General features: G+C 70.0%; 16 protein-coding genes and 1 tRNA gene. 10 read left to right on the forward strand and 7 right to left on the reverse strand.

Going from position 1 to position 16681, the window contains the following annotated elements; all coding sequences use genetic code 11:
- Positions 1 to 10 precede the first annotated feature (10 nt).
- The 6 genes from ACZ7P3_RS27195 (at position 11) to ACZ7P3_RS27220 (ending at position 4841) form a co-directional block, all read left to right on the forward strand.
- Positions 11 to 81 (forward strand) — tRNA-Gln (locus ACZ7P3_RS27195).
- Positions 82 to 210: 129 nt separating this feature from the next.
- Positions 211 to 1659: a bifunctional UDP-N-acetylglucosamine diphosphorylase/glucosamine-1-phosphate N-acetyltransferase GlmU gene (gene glmU / locus ACZ7P3_RS27200; protein WP_472085669.1), complete on the forward strand. Its 1449-nt coding sequence runs from the start codon at positions 211 to 213 to the stop codon at positions 1657 to 1659.
- A gap of 155 nt (positions 1660 to 1814) precedes the next feature.
- On the forward strand, positions 1815 to 2795 hold the full coding sequence (locus ACZ7P3_RS27205) for a ribose-phosphate diphosphokinase (RefSeq protein WP_472085670.1): 981 nt from the start codon (positions 1815 to 1817) through the stop codon (positions 2793 to 2795).
- Positions 2796 to 2989: 194 nt separating this feature from the next.
- Positions 2990 to 3586: a 50S ribosomal protein L25/general stress protein Ctc gene (locus tag ACZ7P3_RS27210; protein WP_472085671.1), complete on the forward strand. Its 597-nt coding sequence runs from the start codon at positions 2990 to 2992 to the stop codon at positions 3584 to 3586.
- A 93-nt stretch (positions 3587 to 3679) separates the two neighbouring features.
- Positions 3680 to 4282, forward strand: coding sequence for an aminoacyl-tRNA hydrolase (pth, locus tag ACZ7P3_RS27215; RefSeq protein ID WP_472085672.1), 603 nt, complete (start codon positions 3680 to 3682; stop codon positions 4280 to 4282).
- A 52-nt stretch (positions 4283 to 4334) separates the two neighbouring features.
- Positions 4335 to 4841 (forward strand): hypothetical protein, encoded by a 507-nt coding sequence (locus ACZ7P3_RS27220; RefSeq protein ID WP_472085799.1) that lies wholly within the window; start codon positions 4335 to 4337, stop codon positions 4839 to 4841.
- Between the two features lie 88 nt (positions 4842 to 4929).
- Here ACZ7P3_RS27220 and ppc read toward each other — a convergent pair whose 3' ends face one another.
- Complete coding sequence (gene ppc / locus ACZ7P3_RS27225; RefSeq protein WP_472085673.1) at positions 4930 to 7674, reverse strand: phosphoenolpyruvate carboxylase; 2745 nt, start codon at positions 7672 to 7674, stop codon at positions 4930 to 4932.
- A gap of 309 nt (positions 7675 to 7983) precedes the next feature.
- Between ppc and ACZ7P3_RS27230 the strand changes: the two genes are divergently transcribed.
- Both ACZ7P3_RS27230 and ACZ7P3_RS27235 read left to right on the forward strand, forming a co-directional pair.
- Positions 7984 to 8991 carry an acyl-CoA desaturase gene (locus tag ACZ7P3_RS27230; protein ID WP_472085674.1) on the forward strand — a complete coding sequence of 336 codons (1008 nt, stop codon included), beginning with the start codon at positions 7984 to 7986 and terminating at the stop codon, positions 8989 to 8991.
- Positions 8988 to 9662: a TetR family transcriptional regulator gene (locus tag ACZ7P3_RS27235; RefSeq protein WP_472085675.1), complete on the forward strand. Its 675-nt coding sequence runs from the start codon at positions 8988 to 8990 to the stop codon at positions 9660 to 9662. The genes ACZ7P3_RS27230 and ACZ7P3_RS27235 overlap by 4 nt, the downstream gene beginning before the upstream one ends.
- A gap of 62 nt (positions 9663 to 9724) precedes the next feature.
- On the opposite strand, the gene ACZ7P3_RS27240 is transcribed toward ACZ7P3_RS27235, so the two are convergent.
- Both ACZ7P3_RS27240 and ACZ7P3_RS27245 read right to left on the reverse strand, forming a co-directional pair.
- Complete coding sequence (locus ACZ7P3_RS27240; RefSeq protein ID WP_472085801.1) at positions 9725 to 10084, reverse strand: VOC family protein; 360 nt, start codon at positions 10082 to 10084, stop codon at positions 9725 to 9727.
- A gap of 2 nt (positions 10085 to 10086) precedes the next feature.
- Positions 10087 to 10911: a trans-aconitate 2-methyltransferase gene (locus ACZ7P3_RS27245; RefSeq protein WP_472085676.1), complete on the reverse strand. Its 825-nt coding sequence runs from the start codon at positions 10909 to 10911 to the stop codon at positions 10087 to 10089.
- Between the two features lie 89 nt (positions 10912 to 11000).
- Here ACZ7P3_RS27245 and tamR point away from each other — a divergent pair, with 89 nt between their 5' ends.
- On the forward strand, positions 11001 to 11498 hold the full coding sequence (gene tamR / locus ACZ7P3_RS27250; protein ID WP_472085677.1) for a MarR family transcriptional regulator TamR: 498 nt from the start codon (positions 11001 to 11003) through the stop codon (positions 11496 to 11498).
- Positions 11499 to 11653: 155 nt separating this feature from the next.
- Here tamR and ACZ7P3_RS27255 read toward each other — a convergent pair whose 3' ends face one another.
- Positions 11654 to 12427, reverse strand: a complete 774-nt coding sequence (locus tag ACZ7P3_RS27255; protein WP_472085678.1) for a LuxR C-terminal-related transcriptional regulator — start codon at positions 12425 to 12427, stop codon at positions 11654 to 11656.
- Positions 12428 to 12689: 262 nt separating this feature from the next.
- Here ACZ7P3_RS27255 and ACZ7P3_RS27260 point away from each other — a divergent pair, with 262 nt between their 5' ends.
- Complete coding sequence (locus ACZ7P3_RS27260) at positions 12690 to 13148, forward strand: GNAT family N-acetyltransferase (protein WP_472085803.1); 459 nt, start codon at positions 12690 to 12692, stop codon at positions 13146 to 13148.
- A 125-nt stretch (positions 13149 to 13273) separates the two neighbouring features.
- Here ACZ7P3_RS27260 and galK read toward each other — a convergent pair whose 3' ends face one another.
- The 3 genes from galK to galT are packed head-to-tail and all read right to left on the reverse strand — an operon-like array spanning position 13274 to position 16472.
- On the reverse strand, positions 13274 to 14428 hold the full coding sequence (gene galK / locus ACZ7P3_RS27265; protein ID WP_472085679.1) for a galactokinase: 1155 nt from the start codon (positions 14426 to 14428) through the stop codon (positions 13274 to 13276).
- Positions 14428 to 15390, reverse strand: coding sequence for a UDP-glucose 4-epimerase GalE (gene galE / locus ACZ7P3_RS27270; protein WP_472085680.1), 963 nt, complete (start codon positions 15388 to 15390; stop codon positions 14428 to 14430). The genes galK and galE overlap by 1 nt, the downstream gene beginning before the upstream one ends.
- Positions 15387 to 16472, reverse strand: a complete 1086-nt coding sequence (gene galT / locus ACZ7P3_RS27275) for a galactose-1-phosphate uridylyltransferase (protein ID WP_472085681.1) — start codon at positions 16470 to 16472, stop codon at positions 15387 to 15389. Before galT ends, galE begins: the two co-directional genes overlap by 4 nt.
- Between the last annotated feature and the right edge of the window lie 209 nt (positions 16473 to 16681).

The following is a 16681-nucleotide window of genomic DNA, read 5'->3' on the forward strand; positions in this document are numbered from 1 at the left end:
CCGCCAACTATCCCGGATCGTCTAAAGGTAGGACAAACGGTTTTGGTCCGTTGAATGAGGGTTCGATTCCTTCTCCGGGAGCCCACAGCACACAAAACCCAGGTTCGGGCCCTGACTGCACTTGTCAGGGCCCGCACTCATATCCCCCCAACCCCACCCCGGTATCCTGCGGCTGTCACCCCCACCCATCCAGAGCCGAAGGGCAACCCCGTGAGCGCCATTCGCCCGGCAGCCGTAGTCGTTCTCGCAGCGGGTGAGGGCACCCGTATGAAGTCGGCCACACCGAAGGTCCTGCACCAGATCTGCGGCCGTTCCCTGGTCGGCCATGTGCTGGCCGCCGCCCGCGAGTTGGACCCCGCGAACCTGGTCGTCGTCGTGGGCCACGCCCGCGAGGAGGTCAGCGCGCATCTGACCGCGATCGACCCGGGCGTGCGGACGGCCGTGCAGGCGCAGCAGAACGGGACCGGTCACGCCGTGCGGATGGGTCTGGAGGAGCTGGGCGGGGCGGTGGACGGGACCGTGGTCGTCGTCTGCGGGGACACGCCCCTGCTGACGGGTGGGACGCTGGCGCGGCTCGCCGCCACGCATCACGCCGACGGCAATGCCGTGACCGTGCTGACGGCGGAGGTTCCGGACGCGACCGGTTACGGCCGCATCGTGCGGGACGAGGCGAGCGGTGCGGTGACCGGGATCGTGGAGCACAAGGACGCCACGGATGTGCAGCGGGCGATCCGGGAGATCAACAGCGGGGTGTTCGCCTTCGACGGGCAGTTGCTCGCGGACGCGCTGAAGAGGGTGCGGACGGACAACAGCCAGGGTGAGGAGTATCTGACCGATGTCCTCGGGATCCTGCGTGAGGCCGGGCACCGGGTCGGTGCTTCCGTGGCCGGTGATCACCGGGAGATCGCCGGGATCAACAACCGTGTGCAGCTCGCCGAGGCTCGTCGCATTCTCAACGACCGGCTGTTGACGCGGGCGATGCTGGACGGTGTGACGGTCGTGGATCCGGCCACCACGTGGGTGGATGTGACCGTGACGTTCGAGCGGGACGCGATCGTGTACCCGGGGACGCAGCTGATGGGGTCGACGCATCTCGGTGAGGGTGCCGAGGTGGGGCCGAACAGCCGGCTGAAGGACACTCGGGTGGGCGCGGGGGCGCGGGTGGACAACACGGTGTCGGACGGGGCGCGGATCGGTCCGGAGGCGTCGGTGGGGCCGTTCGCGTATTTGCGGCCGGGTACTCGTCTTGGGGTCAAGTCCAAGATCGGTACGTATGTGGAGACGAAGAACGCGGCGATCGGTGAGGGGACGAAGGTTCCGCATCTGTCGTACGTGGGTGATGCGACGATCGGTGATTTCACGAACATCGGTGCTGCCAGTGTGTTCGTGAACTACGACGGGGAGAACAAGCACCACACGACCGTCGGGTCGCATTGCAAGACGGGTTCGGACAACATGTTTGTGGCTCCTGTCACGGTCGGGGACGGTGCTTACACCGCTGCCGGGTCCGTGATCACGAAGGATGTGCCGCCCGGTTCGCTGGCCGTGGCCCGTGGTCAGCAGCGGAATATCGAGGGCTGGGTGGCCCGGAAGCGTCCTGGGAGTTCGGCCGCGAAGGCGGCCGAGGCGGCGTCCCGGCGGGGCGAGGCCGAGGACTGACCGGAAACGGGTGCGCCAAACACGGCGTACCGTGATAAGTGCACATCCGCACGAGTGCATACCCGCACACCTACCAGCTGATACGGCCTCTCATGCCCAGCCGAGAGGTCGCCTGAGCAGTCGGCTGGCTGAGACACCTCTGAGGAGACAGTGCTGTGACCGGGATCAAGACGACCGGCGAGAAGAAGATGATGTTCTTCTCCGGCCGCGCCCACCCCGAGCTTGCCGAGGAGGTCGCCCAGCAGCTGGGTGTCGGGGTCGTCCCGACGAAGGCCTTCGACTTCGCGAACGGCGAGATCTACGTTCGTTACCAGGAGTCGGCGCGTGGTGCGGACTGCTTTGTGATCCAGAGCCACACGGCTCCGATCAATCAGTGGATCATGGAGCAGCTGATCATGATCGACGCGCTGAAGCGTGCGTCGGCGCGCTCCATCACGGTGATTGTGCCGTTCTACGGTTACGCGCGGCAGGACAAGAAGCACCGGGGTCGTGAACCGATTTCGGCGCGTCTGATCGCGGATCTGATGAAGACCGCGGGTGCGGACCGGATTCTGACCATGGATCTGCACACGGATCAGATCCAGGGCTTCTTCGACGGGCCGGTGGATCATCTGTTCGCGCTTCCGCTTCTTGCGGACTACGTGGGCGCCAAGGTGGACCGGGAGAAGCTGACGGTCGTGTCGCCGGATGCGGGTCGCGTGCGGGTGGCGGACCGTTGGTGCGACCGGCTGGGGGCGCCGCTGGCGATCGTGCACAAGCGGCGTGACAAGGATGTGGCGAACCAGGTGACCGTCCACGAGGTCGTGGGTGAGGTCAAGGGCCGGGTGTGTGTGCTGGTGGACGACATGATCGACACCGGTGGCACGATCTGTGCGGCTGCGGACGCGCTGTTCGCGCACGGTGCGGAGGACGTCATTGTGACGGCGACGCACGGTGTGCTGTCGGGGCCTGCGGCGGACCGGTTGAAGAACTCTCGGGTGAGTGAGTTCGTGTTCACGAACACGTTGCCGACGCCGGGTGAGCTGAGTGCGGATCTGGACAAGATCACGGTGCTGTCGATCGCTCCGACGATCGCGAGTGCGGTGCGTGAGGTCTTTGAGGACGGGTCGGTGACCAGCCTCTTCGACGAGCAGTGAGGTTTCTGCGCTAGCGCTCGCTGAAGATCCTTTTGGGTGCGGCCTCCCCTCCGAGTAGACTGCTGCAGTTGCTCGGCGAGGGAGGCCGTAGTCGTTTCGCGATTACGGCGGTCCGTTATCGACGCGCTCTTCGTAGCAGGCCGTTCGTGGCCGGGTGACCACGTCCGTTGCGATTCCTACGAGGAGTGATGCACATGTCCGAGGTCAAGCTTGCCGCCGAGACGCGTTCCGCGTTCGGCAAGGGTGCCGCCCGTACCATCCGCCGCGCCAACAAGGTGCCCGTCGTCCTGTACGGCCACGGCACCGAGCCGCTGCACCTGACCCTGCCGGGTCACGAGCTGCTGATGGCGCTGCGTACGCCGAACGTCCTGATCTCCCTGGACATCGACGGCAAGACCAACGAGCTGGCGATCCCGAAGGCCGTGCAGCGTGACGCGGTCAAGGGCTACCTGGTCCACGTCGACCTGCTGCTGGTCAAGCGTGGCGAGAAGGTCACGGTCGAGATCCCGGTGCACGCCGAGGGCGAGCTGGCCCCGGGTGGCAACCTGCTGGAGCACGTCCTGAACGCGCTGCCGGTCGAGGCCGAGGCCACGCACATCCCCGAGGCGCTCACCGTCTCCGTCGAGGGCCTGGAGGCCGGTGCCTCCGTCCACGCCAAGGACATCAAGCTGCCCTCCGGCGTGACCCTGGCCGTCGAGGAGGACGCTGTCGTCCTGCAGGTCCTGCAGGCGCAGGTCGAGGAGGCCGCCGAGGGCGAGGAGGCCGCGGGCGAAGAGGTCGCGGAGGCCTGAGCTTCGGTTCGGCAGCTGTATCCACAGCGGTAGCTGTACGCTCCAGCCGCTGCTTCCCTTGTGGGGAGCAGCGGCTGTTGCACGTGAGGAGACTTGGACGTGACCACCCCTGCCAGTAGCCCCTGGCTCGTCGTAGGGCTCGGGAATCCCGGGCCGGAGTACGCCATGAACCGGCACAACGTCGGGTTCATGGTGGTGGATCTGCTCGCGGAACGGATCGGGGGGAAGTTCAAGCGGGCGGGCAAGGCGCAGGCGCAGGTGCTGGAGGGCCGGATCGGTCCGGTCGGGCCGGCGAGCCGGCGGGTGATTCTTGCGAAGCCGATGTCGTTCATGAATCTGTCGGGCGGTCCGGTGAACGCGCTGCGGGACTTCTACAAGGTGCCGGTGGAGAACATCGTGGCGGTCCATGACGAGCTGGACATCGACCACGGCACGCTGCGGCTGAAGCTGGGCGGTGGGGACAACGGGCACAACGGTCTGAAGTCGATGACGAAGGCCATGGGTGCGGAGTACCACCGGGTGCGGTTCGGGATCGGCCGGCCGCCGGGGCGGATGCAGGTCGCGGACTTCGTGCTGAAGGACTTCTCCTCGGCGGAGCGCAAGGAGCTGGACTATTTCGTGGACCGTGCGGCGGACGCGGTGGAGTGTCTGGTGACCGAGGGGCTGGAGCGGGCGCAGGGCGCGTACAACTCCTGACTTGTCCTGGCATGCCTTCCGGTGGAGTTGACCAGGCGTGCGGGTATGGCCAATGATCCCGGCCATGCCTGCCACAGCTGCCACCGCTCGCCAGGCCTCCGTGACCGCGCTGCGGTTCGGGCGGGTCGCCACGATGGGTGTGCTCGCCGCGCTGATCCTGTTCGCCGGGGTGTGGGGTTCCTGGGGGACCGCGCAGCACGTGATGCTGACGAAGGGGCGTGAGCGGGGCACGCTCCGGGTCACCCGGTGTGACGGGGAGAGGTGTTCGGGACCGTTCGTGTCGGCGTCGAAGGACGTGGCCGGACGGGGCCGGGTGGTCATCGAAGAGTCGGTGGCGGTGCGCAGGGGCCGGACGTACGACGTCGTTCTGAAGCCGGGCAGCGGGGACGCGGTGCGGTCGGGGCCGGCGGGGGTCCTCTACGCGTGGGTGCCGCTGGGCGGGGCGCTGCTGCTGGCCGCGGTGGTGGTCGCGGGCGGGATGCGGCTGACCCGGGTGGCGTGGGTGCTGGGTGGTTCGGGGGGTGTGCTGCTGACGGCGGCTTTCCTGGCCCTGCAGTGACGTGGCGGAGTGCTGCGGTGTGACGTGACAGGACGGTGCCCCCGGGTTCGTGTGAACCCGGGGGCACCGTGCTGTGCGGGCGGGGGCGTCAGCCGGTGTTGCGCAGGCCTGCTGCCACGCCGTTGACGGTGAGGAGCAGGGCGCGGGCCAGGAGCGGGTCGGGCTCGGCGCCCTGGGCCGCCGCGTCGCGCTGACGCTTGAGCAGGGTGACCTGGAGGTAGGAGATCGGGTCCAGGTAGGCGTCACGGATGGTGAAGGTCTGCTTGAGTGCCGGCTGGGCGGCGAGGAGTTCGTTGCCGCCGGTGATGCGCAGTACCTCGCGGACGGTCAGTTCGTGTTCGGCCTTGATGGTGTCGAAGACGTGCTTGAGCTCGTCGGGGACGAGGGTGTCCACGTAGTGCTGGGCGATCCTGAGGTCGGTCTTGGCGAGGGTCATCTCGACGTTGGAGATGAAGTTGCGGAAGAAGTGCCACTGCTGGTGCATCTCGTCGAGCACGGCGTCCCCTTCCTGCCGCAGGCTCGCCTCGCGCAGGGCCTTGAGGCCGGAGCCGACGCCGAACCAGCCGGGGACGATCTGCCGGGACTGGGTCCAGCCGAACACCCAGGGGATGGCGCGCAGGCCGTCGAGCGAGACGCCCGAGCCGGGGCGGCGGGAGGGCCGCGAGCCCAGGTGCAGGTCGGCGAGCTGGTCGACCGGGGTGGAGGCGAGGAAGTACGTCGGCAGGTCGGGGTCCTCGACGAGCCGGCGGTAGGCGGCGTGGGCGGCGTCGGAGACGACGTCCATGGCGGCGTCCCAGCGGGCGAGGGCCTCGTCGGACTGGCGGGGGGCGGTGTGCAGGGCGGAGGCCTGGAGGGTGGCCGCGACGGTGAGTTCCAGGTTCTCCCGGGCGAGGGAGGGGATGAGGTACTTGTCGGAGATGACCTCGCCCTGTTCGGTGACCTTGATCTCGCCTTCCAGGGTGCCCCAGGGCTGGGCGAGGATGGCGTCGTGGGAGGGGCCGCCGCCGCGGCCGACGGTGCCGCCGCGGCCGTGGAAGAGGCGCAGGCGCACGCCGTAGCGGTGGGCGACGTCGCGCAGCCGGCGCTGGGCGCGGTGGATCTCCCACTGGCTGGTGGTGATGCCGCCGAACTTGGAGGAGTCGGAGTAGCCGAGCATGACCTCCTGGACGTCTCCGCGCAGCGCGACCAGGCGCCGGTAGGAGGGGTCGGAGAGCATGTCCTCGAGGATGGTGTCGGCGGCGCGCAGCTCGTCGGTGGTTTCCAGGAGGGGGACGATGCCGATCTTGGCCCAGCCGGCGTGCAGGTCGACGAGGCCGGCTTCGCGGGCGAGGACGGCGGCGGCGAAGACGTCGTCGGCGCCCTGGCACATGGAGATGATGTAGGACTCGATGACCTCGGGGCCGAAGATCTCCAGGGCGCGCTTGACGGTTTCGAAGACGCCGAGGGTCTTGGCGCCGGCCGCGTCGACGGGGGCCGGGGTCGGGGCGAGGGGCCTCCTGGAGCGGAGTTCCTTGGCGAGGAGCTTGGCGCGGTACTCGCGGGGCATGTCGGCGTAGCGCCAGGATTCCTCGCCGAGGCGGTCGAAGAGCTGGCCGAGGGCGTGGTGGTGGGCGTCGGCGTGTTCGCGGACGTCCATGGTGGCGAGCTGGAGGCCGAAGGCGGCCAGGGTGCGGATGGTGCGGTTGAGGCGGCCGTCGGCGAAGAGGGCGCCGCGGTGCTCGCGCAGGGAGGTCTGGATGATCCGCAGGTCGGCGAGGAGTTCGCTGGTGCCGAGGTAGTCGCGGCCCGGTTCGTGGGAGGTGCTCCTGGCGAGGCGCTGCTTGGTGTTCTCCAGCTTCTGCCGGATGCAGGTGGCCTTGAGCCGGTAGGGCTCCTCGGCGTTGAGGCGCTTGTAGCGGGGGCTGATCTCGGGCAGTCGCTCCAGGTCGGCCTTGAGGGACTCCAGGAGTTCCTCGGTGGCTCCGGCGTAGCGGATGGAGTTGGAGAGCAGGCCGCGCAGTTCGTCGATCATCTCCAGGGCGTCGTTGATGCCGTGTTCGTGCTGGAGGATGAGGACGTCCCAGGTGACCTGGGGGGTGACGTTGGGGTTGCCGTCGCGGTCGCCGCCGATCCAGGTGCCGAAGGTGAGGGGGCGGGCGCCGTCGGGGAGCGTGACGCCGACGCGTTCGAGTTCGGCGGTGAGGTCCTCCAGGACGTCGCCGACGGCGTCGGCGTGCAGTTCGTCCAGGTAGTAGATGGCGTTGCGGGCCTCGTCGGCGGGCTCGGGGCGTACCACGCGCAGTTCGTCGGTCTGCCAGACGAGGTCGATGTTCTCGGCGAGGCGGACGTCGTGGCGGCGGCGGTCGGAGTCGAGGACGGGGGTGTCCAGGAGCGCGGCGATGCGCCGGAGCTTGTTGAGGACGGAACGGCGTGCGGCCTCGGTGGGGTGTGCCGTGAACACGGGGCGGACGTTGAGGTGCTCGACGGTCTGGCGCAGGTGCTCGGGGTCGGCGTCCTTGAGGCGGTCGGCGGTGCGGGCGAGCAGGCCGCCCTCGGCGGCGCGGCGGGCGCGCAGCTCGCGGCCGCGGTGCACCTGCTCGGTGACGTTGGCGAGGTGGAAGTAGGTGGAGAAGGCGCGGACCAGCTTGGCTGCGGTCTGCAGCTCGGTGCCGCGCAGCAGCTCGGCGGCGGCCTCGCCGTCCTCTCGGGTGAGGCGGCGGACCTTCTCGACCAGGTCGAGGAGTTCGGGGCCTTCCTGCCGTACGAGGGTTTCGCCCAGGAGGTCACCCAGTCGCCTGATGTCGGCGCGCAGCTCGCTGCTGGTCGTGGTGGTCTGGTCGTCGGCACTGCTCACAGGTGCGGCTCCTTGCAGTGTTGAAGCTCGTCTGGGAGGGAACCCGGTGTGTCCATGCACCTCGCGGCGGATGCCGCATACGGGCCGGACGGTCCGGGAAGGAATCAGAGCGGACCGCGCTGTCCGACCGACTCCCAGGATAGGTGTCCACTCGGACGCGCAGGTTCTCGGGCTCTTGCCGCCGGACGTTGCGCTGCCATACTTACGACGCCGTAGGTTACGGAACCGTAGGGAGGTCCCGTTCCTGTCCGTCCGGTTCTCCGGCCCCACGGCGTCTGCTTCCACCCTCGAACCCCACAGGGGACGCGCATGACCTCAAGTTCCGATGTGATCGAAGAAGCCCGTCAGGCCACCGACACGACCATCCCCTCCGCCACGCTGGGCGGCGAGCAGAAGCGTTCGATCGAGCAGATCACGCTGCTCCTGTTCATCATCGTGCCGTTCCTGGCACTGGTGGCGGCTGTGCCGCTGGCCTGGGGCTGGGGGGTGAGCTGGCTCGATCTGGGCCTGCTGGTGTTCTTCTACTTCCTCGGGTGCCACGGCATCACGATCGGTTTCCACCGGTATTTCACTCATGGTTCGTTCAAGGCCAAGCGGCCCCTGCGGATCGCTTTGGCGATCATGGGTTCGATGGCGGTCGAGGGCCCGCTGGTGCGGTGGGTGGCCGATCACCGCAGGCATCACAAGTTCTCCGACGCAGAGGGTGACCCGCATTCGCCGTGGCGGTTCGGGGAGTCGGTTCCGGCGCTGATGAAGGGCCTGTGGTGGGCGCACATCGCCTGGATGTTCGACGAGGAGCAGACCCCGCAGGACAAGTACGCGCCGGATCTGATCAAGGACGGCGCCATCCGGGCGATCTCGCGCCAGTTCGTGCTGTGGACGGGTGTGTCGCTTCTGCTGCCTCCGCTGATCGGCGGGCTGGCGACGATGTCCTGGTGGGGCGCGTTCACCGGACTCTTCTGGGGGTCACTCGTCCGAGTGGCGCTGTTGCACCATGTGACGTGGTCGATCAATTCGATCTGTCACGCGGTGGGCAAGCGGCCGTTCAAGTCGCGGGACCGTTCGGGCAATGTGTGGTGGCTGGCGGTGCTGTCCTGCGGGGAGTCCTGGCACAACCTGCACCACGCCGACCCGACCTCCGCGCGTCACGGCGTGATGCGCGGGCAGATCGACTCCTCCGCGCGGATCATCCGCTGGTTCGAGCTGCTGGGCTGGGCGTACGACGTGCGCTGGCCGTCACGCTCGCGTATCGATTCGCGCCGTAATGACGAGGAAGGCGGCTCCCGGCGCCGGGGGGAGACCGCGAAGGCGGCATGATTGACGCCGTGGCGACCGACTCCAGCACCCCCAGCACCGACAAGCCGCGGCGAGCGCGCCGGACGCGTATGACCGGTGCCGAGCGCCGCCAGCAGCTGCTGGAGATCGGTCGCACTCTCTTTGCGGCGAAGGGTTTCGAGGGCACCTCGGTGGAGGAGATCGCGGCGAAGGCCGGGGTGTCCAAGCCGGTGGTGTACGAGCACTTCGGCGGCAAGGAGGGGCTGTACGCGGTGGTGGTGGACCGCGAGATGCGCCGTCTGCTGGACATGGTCACGGGTTCGCTGACGGCCGGGCACCCGCGTGAGCTGTGTGAACAGGCCGCCTTCGCGCTGCTCGACTACATCGAGGAGTGCACGGACGGTTTCCGCATCCTGGTCCGTGACTCGCCCATCCCCCAGTCGACGGGCTCCTTCGCCTCGCTGATCTCGGACATCGCCACCCAGGTGGAGGACATTCTGGGCCGCGAGTTCAAGTCCCGCGGCTTCGACCCGAAGCTCGCGCCGCTGTATGCCCAGGCCCTGGTCGGCATGGTCGCCCTGACCGGCCAGTGGTGGCTGGACGTGCGCCGCCCGAAGAAGGCGGAGGTGGCGGCGCATCTGGTGAATCTGGCGTGGCACGGTCTGGACGGGCTGGAGCAGAAGCCGCGGCTGATAGGGCACCGCAAGAGCTGACACGGCACCGCGAGAGCCGATGGGGCACCGCAAGAGCTGACAGGGCACCGCGAGAGCCGGGGTCAGCGCGGCTCCAGGAACTCCAGCCGGTTGCCCACCGGGTCCTCGCAGTAGCAGCACCGGTGGCCGGGCAGGCTGTCGTCCCAGGTCACGGGGGTGCCGTGGGCCGCGAGGCGGGCCGCGTACGCCTCGATGCCCGTCACCCGCAGCCCCGGGTGGGCCTTCTTCGCGGGCCGGAAGTCTTCTTCGATGCCCAGGTGGAGCTGTACGGCTCCCGCGCGGAACCAGCAGCCGCCGCGGGCGGCCAGTGCCGGCGGCTTGGGGATCTCGGTCATGCCGAGGACGCCGGCGTAGTAGGCCCGCAGTGCCGGCTCCGAGCCGGGCGGGGCCGCCAGCTGGACGTGGTCGACGGCGGCGAGCATCCTCACGCCCTCCTCACGGCCACGGCGAACAGGCGCCGGAAGGGCAGAACGGTGCCGTACGGCGTGCTCGGGTAGGCCTCGCGGAGCAGGTCCCGGTACTCGGTGACGAAGGCGTCGCGGGCCTCGGGGTCGTCGGCGAGAGCGGTCAGGGCGGGGCGCAGGCCCGTGCCCTTGACCCAGTCCAGGACCGGGTCCTCGCCGGTCAGCACGTGGAAGTACGTCGTCTGCCACACGTCGGCCGCGCAGCCGAGGCGGGCGAGGCGGTCCAGGTAGGCGGCGGGGGTGCGCACGGAGTCCGTGTGGCGCAGGACGTCGGCGAGGCGGGCCTTCCAGCGGGGTGTGGCGGCGAGGTCGCGCATCAGGGCGTGCAGCGGGGCGTCGATGTTGTCCGGGACCTGGAAGGCGAAGGTGCCGCCGGGCTTCAGGGCGGCGGTCCAGTCGGCGAAGCGGTCGGCGTGCCCCGGCACCCACTGCAGGGTGGCGTTGGAGACGATCAGGTCGTGCGGTTCCTCGGGGGTCCAGGCGCGGGCGTCGGCCGGGGCGAAGTCCAGGCGGCCGCCCCCGGCGGTGGTGCCCTCGTGGTCGACGTGGGCCTTGTCGAGCATGTCGGGCGAGTTGTCGTAGCCGGTGATGTGCGCGGTGGGCCAGCGTTCGGCGAGCAGGGCGGTGACGTTGCCGGGGCCGCAGCCGAGGTCGGCGATGCGCGGGCGCCCTGCGGGCGGTTCTGCGGGGAGGGCGGGGATGCGGGCGAGCAGGTCGGTGAAGGGGCGGGCGCGGTGGCCGGCGTGGCGGAGGTACTGGGCGGGGTCCCAGGTGGGCGTCGTCATGTCCTCCACTGTCCCGCTCCATATATCTTGATGTCAAGAGACTTGAGATCAAGAGACTTCATGTCGACACAACCACTACACTGATCTCCATGGAGGACGAGGTCGATCGGCTGGTCGCAGCGTGGCGCCGGGAGCGCCCGGACCTCGACGTGGAGCCGCTGGAGGTACTCAGCCGGGTGAGCAGACTGGCCCGGCACCTGGACCGCGCACGCCGGCTCGCCTTTTCCGAGCACCAGCTGGAGCCCTGGGAGTTCGACGTGCTGACCGCGCTCAGGCGTGCGGGAACGCCCTACCAGCTCTCCCCCGGGCAGCTGCTGACGCAGACCCTGGTCACCTCGGGCACGATGACCAACCGGATCGACCGGCTCGCGAAGAAGGGCCTGGTGGAACGGCTGCCCGACCCCAGCGACCGGCGGGGTGTGCTGGTCCGGCTGACCGAAACGGGCCGGGACCGCGCGGACCAGGCGCTGGCGGGCCTGCTGGCGCAGGAGCGGGCGATCCTCGCCGAGCTGTCCCGCGCCCAGCGCGCCGAACTGGCCGGTCTGCTGCGCCAGTTGACCGCCCCGTTCGACAACATCCCCGGTTAGGGGCCTGACGGGCGGGTCATGGCGCGGACGCCGGCCCGGCACGAGCTTCGCGGGGCCGGCACGCACATCCGCGGCGTCGTCGCTCGCCGACGCTCCGCGTCGGCTCCCGCCTCCGCCCCGCAGCTGCATGCACCGGTCCCGCCCGGGCCGGCGGATCAGGCGCTGTTCGTCTCCTCCGGCATGACCCGCCCGGCAGGCCCGAGGTCGACCGGCCCCACGCCCGCCCGCCGGGCCAGTGCCACGGCGGCCAGCGTCGAGTGGACACCCAGCTTGCCGAGGACGTTCTGCATATGGGTGCGCACGGTGTGCGGGGAGAGGAACAGCCGCTCCGCCACGGCCTTGCGGCCGAGCCCCGCGACCATGCAGCGCAGCACCTCCCGCTCGCGCGGGGTCAGCGACTCCACCAGCCGCTCGCTCTCCGTGCGGTGCTTGCGCGCCGCCGTCAGCTCCTTGAGGACGCCGGTGAGCAGCGCGGGCGGCAGATGGGTCTCGTCGCGCAGCACCCCACGTATCACCGTCAGCAGCCGGGAGAGCGAGCAGTCCTTGGCCACCCAGCCGGAGGCCCCGGCCTGCAGCGCGAGGGCCGCGCGCCGGGGGTCGTCCTTCTCGGCGAGGACCACGGTCCGCACCGCGGGCTGCGCCGAGCGCACGCCCGCGACCAGCGAGATCCCGTCGACCAGGCCTTCCTCGTTGCCCTCCTGCACGGACACGGCCGGGCGTATGCCGAGCAGGTTGCCGCCCAGGTCGGCGTCGACCAGGAGCACGTCGTAGCGGCGGCCCTCGGCGGCCGCGCGCTCCAGGCAGCGCAGCGCGGCCGGGCCGCTGCCGGCGGCGGAGACGTCGACGTCGGGCTCGGCCGCCAGGGCGGCCGCGAGCGACTCGGCGAAGATGCGGTGGTCGTCGACGACCAGGACTCGGATACGAACCACGAAACCCCCTCCCCCAGGCTCCGCTCGGAGCAGGGGATAGCCAAGGCCCGGAGAACGGCGACTCGCGCGGGCACGACACCTGCGGAAGGAATGCCGACCGCACGGCCGCCGCCGTTGCGGAAACTGCTACCCCCACCACAGGCGCCGTACCCGCCTGTCTCGCCCCCTGATCGGCACCGGCCCCCACCGGTGCTGTTCATCAGAGTACGGATGGGAGCAAGGAGCGGAAGTCGATTTGCAGAACTGGCCGTCCGGCACGTTTATGGTGTGCCGCATGTTTCGTATTGAGGCGGAAGTCGACAAAGGCCGACGTGATCTGCTCCGCTCCCGGCTGCGGGACACCAACACGGCGGCGTCCCCGGTGCTGTCGGCGCTGCGCGGCACCCCCGGCGAACGTGAAGTGCCCCTCCACGTCTGGGCGCTGGATCCGGCGGGAGAGCTGGCCGGCGGGCTGGTCGGCCACACCTGGACGACCTGGCTGCACGTCACCTATCTGTGGGTCGACGCCCGCCACCGCGGCGCGGGCCTCGGCTCCCGCCTCCTCGCGAAGGCCGAGCGCATCGCCCGCACCGACCGCGGCTGCACCTCGGTCCGCCTGGAGACCTGGGACTTCCAGGCGCCGGACTTCTACACCAAACAGGGCTACGACGTGGTGTGCGTGATCCCCGACTACCCGCCGGGGATCACGGAATTCACGCTGACGAAGCGTCTGACCTCTTAGGAGACGAAGCGTCTGACCTCTTGGGAATCGGGGTCGAGCGCCATGTCCTTCGCGCTGCAGCGGGGCAGGCCGGCGGTGTCGATCGTCAAGGCGCCGAGTTCGGTGGACATCCCCCGCGGCGGCCGTCAGCCGGCCCGGCGCGCCCCGGCCGAGGGCACCGCCTCGAACAGCCGCGGTGCTGTGAAGCCGGCCGCGGCGAAGGCTTCCTCGACGGCCTTGGTGAGGGTGTCGACGTCGGTGGCGTGCGCGAGGACGATCGCCGAGCCGCCGAAGCCGCCGCCGGTCATCCGGGCTCCGAGCGCGCCGTGCGCCAGGGCGGTGTCCACGACCAGGTCCAGCTCCGGGCAGGAGATGCGGAAGTCGTCGCGCAGGGAGGCATGCCCCTCGGTGAGGACCGGGCCGATCGCCCGGGTCTCGCCGGCCCGCAGCAGGGCCACCACCCGCTCCACCCGCTGGTCCTCGGTGACGATGTGCCGGACCAGGCGGACGACTTCCTCCTCGTCGCCGAGGCGGGCGAGGGCCTTGTCCAGGTCGGCGTAGGCGATGTCGCGCAGGGCGTCCACGCCGAGCAGGGCGGCGCCCTTCTCGCAGCCGGCCCGGCGCTTGCCGTACTCGCCGCCGCTGTGGGCGTGCTTGACCTGGGTGTCGACCACCAGCAGGCGCAGGCCCTCGGCCGCCAGGTCGAAGGGGATCTGCTGCTGGGACAGGTCACGGGTGTCGAGGAAGAGGGCGTGGCCCTCCTCGCAGCAGGCCGATGCCGTCTGGTCCATGATCCCGGTGGGCGCGCCGACGTAGACGTTCTCGGCGCGCTGGCACAGCCGGGCCAGCTGCCAGCGCTGCAGTCCGAGGTCGTACAGGTCGTTCAGCGCGAGCGCGATGACGACCTCCAGGGCGGCCGAGGAGGACAGGCCGGCGCCGGTGGGGACCGTGGAGGCGAGGTGGACGTCGGCGCCGGTGACCGGGTGCCCGGCCTCGCGCAGGGCCCAGACCACGCCCGCCGGGTACGCCGTCCAGTTCTCGTCGCCCTGCGGGGCGAGCGTCTCCAGCCGCAGTTCCACGACCGGGCCCTCGACGTCCGCGGAGTGCAGGCGCAGGATGCCGTCGGTGCGGCGGGAGACGGCCGCGACCGCCCGGTGCGGCAGCGCGAACGGCATCACGAAGCCGTCGTTGTAGTCGGTGTGCTCGCCGATCAGGTTGACCCGGCCCGGCGCCGCCCAGACCCCCTCCGGCTCGGCCCCGTACAGCTCGGCGAAGCGCTCCCGGACCTGCTGTTCCCCCACTAGTGCTCCTTTGCGATGTGCCGCGTGAACTCCCACGCGTCCGCGACAATCCCCGCGAGGTCCGCGCGGGACGGGTTCCAGCCGAGCTTCTCGCGGGCCGTGTCGGCCGAGGCGACCAGGACCGCCGGGTCGCCGCCTCGGCGCGGTGCGACGACCTCGGGGATCGGGTGCCCGGTGACCTTGCGGACCGTCTCGACGACCTCGCGGACGGAGAAGCCGCTGCCGTTGCCGAGGTTGCAGATCAGGTGCTCGCCGGGCTGCGCGGCCGTCAGGGCCAGCAGGTGGGCCTCGGCCAGGTCCGCGACGTGGATGTAGTCGCGGATGCAGGTGCCGTCCGGGGTGGGGTAGTCGTCGCCGTAGACGGAGATCGCGTCGCGGCGGCCCTGGGCGACCTGGAGGACGAGCGGGATGAGGTGCGACTCGGGGTCGTGGCGCTCGCCGTACGCGCCGTAGGCGCCGGCCACGTTGAAGTAGCGCAGGGACACCGCGGCCAGGCCGTGGGCGTTCGCCTCGCTGGTGATCATGTGGTCGACGGCGAGCTTGCTGGCGCCGTAGGGGTTGGTGGGCTTCGTCGGGGCGCTCTCCACGATCGGGACCTGCTCCGGCTCGCCGTAGGTGGCCGCGGTGGAGGAGAAGACCAGCTTGCGCACGCCCGCCTCGCGCATCGCGCCGAGCAGGGCCATGCTGCCGGCCACGTTGTTGTCCCAGTACTTCTCCGGCTTCACCACCGACTCGCCGACCTGCGAGAAGGCGGCGAAGTGCAGCACGCCGTCGTAGGAGGGGTCGAGCCACTTCGCGGCGTCGCGGATGTCGCCCTCGACGAACGCGGCTCCGGCGGGCACGCCCGCGCGGAAGCCGGTGGAGAGGTTGTCGAGGACGGTGACCTCGTGGCCGGCCTCCAGCAGATGCTGGGCCACGACACTGCCGACGTAACCCGCGCCACCCGTCACCAGGTACTTCATGAACTCGCTACCTCTCGCAGTCGCTCGGCCGCGCGCTCCGGCGGCACATCGTTGATGAACACACTCATGCCGGACTCGGAACCCGCGAGAAACTTCAGCTTGCCAAAAGTGCGGCGGATGGTGAAAAGCTCGAGGTGGAGCGCGAAGTCGTCGCGCGTCACACCGTCGAACTCCTCCAGCGCGCCGAACGGGGCCTGGTGCCAGGCCGCGATGTAGGGCGTGGGGGGCTCACCCGGCCCTTCCTCCCCTCGGTCCCCCTCGTCGAAGATCCGGTCGAAGCGCCTCAAGAGTTCCAGATAGACCTGGGGGAATTCTGTGCGCGCCGGCTCGTCGAGCGCGAGCAGGTCGGGCACGCGGCGCTTCGGGTACAGGTGGACCTCGTAGGGCCAGTGCGCGGCGTAGGGCACGAAGGCCGCCCAGTGTTCACTCTCAAGGACGACCCGCCCCCCGGCGAGTTCCCTCGCCAGGAGGGCGTCGAAGAGGTTCTCGCCCCCCGTCGCCTCCCGGTGGGCGGCGAGCGAGCGGAGCATCAGCGCGGTGCGGGGCGTGGTGAAGGGGTAGGCGTAGATCTGGCCGTGCGGGTGACCGAGCGTCACGCCGATCTCCTCGCCCCGGTTCTCGAAACAGAACACCTGCTCGACGGAGGGCAGATGCGACAGCTCCGACGTCCGGTCCGTCCACGCCTCCAGCACCAGGCGCGCCTGCTCCTCGGTGAGGTCGGCGAAGGACGCGTCGTGGTCGGGGGTGAAGCAGACGACCTCGCAGCGGCCGGAGTCGCCGGCGAGCGAGGGGAAGCGGTTCTCGAAGACGACGACGTCGTACGAGGAGTCCGGGATCTCGCTCAGCCGCTCGCCCCGGGTCGGGCACAGCGGGCATTCGTCGGCCGGCGGGTGGTAGGTGCGGCCCTGGCGGTGGGAGGCGATGGCGACCGAGTCGCCGAGCAGCGCGTCGCGGCGGATCTCGGACGTGGTGACCGTGCGGTCCAGCGGGCGGCGGTCGACCGCGTCCCGCACGGTGTCGTCCCGGAGGTCGTAGTAGATGAGCTCACGACCGTCGGCGAGCCGGGTCGAGGTCTTCTTCACAACAACTCGCCTTTCGTCTGTGCCGAGGGGGCGCAGGTGAGCGGCCGGGGGTCCGGGATTGCCCACGGGAGACGCAGCACGCCGGACTCCTTGTTCAGCACCCCGGGGAGGGGTGTGTCCGCACCCAATCACTCAACACAATCAAACATAACAGACCACAACCCGACAACACCTTGGACCATCACAATCAAACAAAGAACACCATCACA

It is taken from the genome of Streptomyces sp. NPDC107581 (assembly GCF_055657175.1).

Excerpts from the sequence above, each read along its gene's own strand:
- tamR (WP_472085677.1), top strand. The coding sequence starts at position 11,001 with ATGGAGGACGAGGTCGATCGGCTGGTCGCAGCGTGGCGCCGGGAGCGC.
- ACZ7P3_RS27220 (WP_472085799.1), top strand. The coding sequence starts at position 4,335 with ATGATCCCGGCCATGCCTGCCACAGCTGCCACCGCTCGCCAGGCCTCC.
- ACZ7P3_RS27210 (WP_472085671.1), top strand. The coding sequence starts at position 2,990 with ATGTCCGAGGTCAAGCTTGCCGCCGAGACGCGTTCCGCGTTCGGCAAG.
- galE (WP_472085680.1), bottom strand. The coding sequence starts at position 15,390 with ATGAAGTACCTGGTGACGGGTGGCGCGGGTTACGTCGGCAGTGTCGTG.
- ACZ7P3_RS27230 (WP_472085674.1), top strand. The coding sequence starts at position 7,984 with ATGACCTCAAGTTCCGATGTGATCGAAGAAGCCCGTCAGGCCACCGAC.
- ACZ7P3_RS27245 (WP_472085676.1), bottom strand. The coding sequence starts at position 10,911 with ATGACGACGCCCACCTGGGACCCCGCCCAGTACCTCCGCCACGCCGGC.
- ACZ7P3_RS27235 (WP_472085675.1), top strand. The coding sequence starts at position 8,988 with ATGATTGACGCCGTGGCGACCGACTCCAGCACCCCCAGCACCGACAAG.
- ACZ7P3_RS27240 (WP_472085801.1), bottom strand. The coding sequence starts at position 10,084 with ATGCTCGCCGCCGTCGACCACGTCCAGCTGGCGGCCCCGCCCGGCTCG.
- ACZ7P3_RS27260 (WP_472085803.1), top strand. The coding sequence starts at position 12,690 with ATGGTGTGCCGCATGTTTCGTATTGAGGCGGAAGTCGACAAAGGCCGA.